Raw genomic sequence first — 916 nt, forward strand, 5'->3', positions numbered from 1 at the left:
AACAAGGGAAATTGAACGGGGTGTAACATTGGTAGGTCCTCATCGTGACGACCTGGTTTTTTTGTGAATGAGTAATACTGCTAGGATTTTAAAAATGCTTCTTGATATTGATGTTTTGTATTACACAAGATAGATGGTATCTTCTTTGATTGTAGTTTTTTAAAACAAGTGTTGTCATAGAACTGTTTGCCAAAACAACAAAATTTTGTAATGATTTAATTCTTGGACGAAAATAATTAAACTTCATACCAATTTCCAAGTGTATACTTTAATCTCAGCAATCCTTTATTTGGGAGATTGAAGTCTACACCACCTTTTAAGTTAGCGACTGTTCTTGATATTATTGTATTATCATTAAAAGCTATTAAGTCTATAATTTTACCATCTGTAAATGTTCCTGTTAGTGCTGTAAATGTGGTTACTTCCGGCTGATTAAAGTTAATTTGGTCATAAGAGGTAACGTTAGCGGTTGTGGAATTATCAGATATTGTTTTGACGCGATTTGCTAATTGAAAACTTCTTGAGAGCTCTCTAATTGAGCCGCCGTATACAAGAAATGTCATACTTTCCTTTGCTGGTATATTAACAATTGATATATTAGGTGCCACTTTAAAGGTAATATTAGGTATGGTTGCTGAAAGTGTTGTATTGTCATTATATGAATAAAGAGTTACAACCCTAGGAAAAGTATTGTTTAAATCTTCATTTGTTATAGAAGTAATAATTGTTGGTTGAGTATTAGCAAAAACCACTAAATTAGTATTGGATATATCGACAACAGTTTCATTTCCTGAATAACTTTTATACATAGGTGAATGTATTCCGCGATTAATAACGGCTTTTCCTTCATTATTTCCAGTAAAGCTAATGGTTGAATTTGTGCCTAATGTAGCTAAGGTGTATTCGAGAGTTTTTG

Annotated in this window: 1 protein-coding gene; it reads right to left on the reverse strand. The window is 32.0% G+C overall.

All coding sequences use genetic code 11. The features are described from left to right. Window positions 1-236: 236 nt before the first annotated feature. On the reverse strand, window positions 237-916 hold a 680-nt coding region (locus tag FNK51_RS26825; protein ID WP_181762347.1), incomplete at its 5' end, for a hypothetical protein.

It is taken from the genome of Bacillus sp. B4EP4a, from assembly GCF_006680105.1.
GTDB lineage: Bacteria > Bacillota > Bacilli > Bacillales > DSM-1321 > Peribacillus > Peribacillus simplex_E.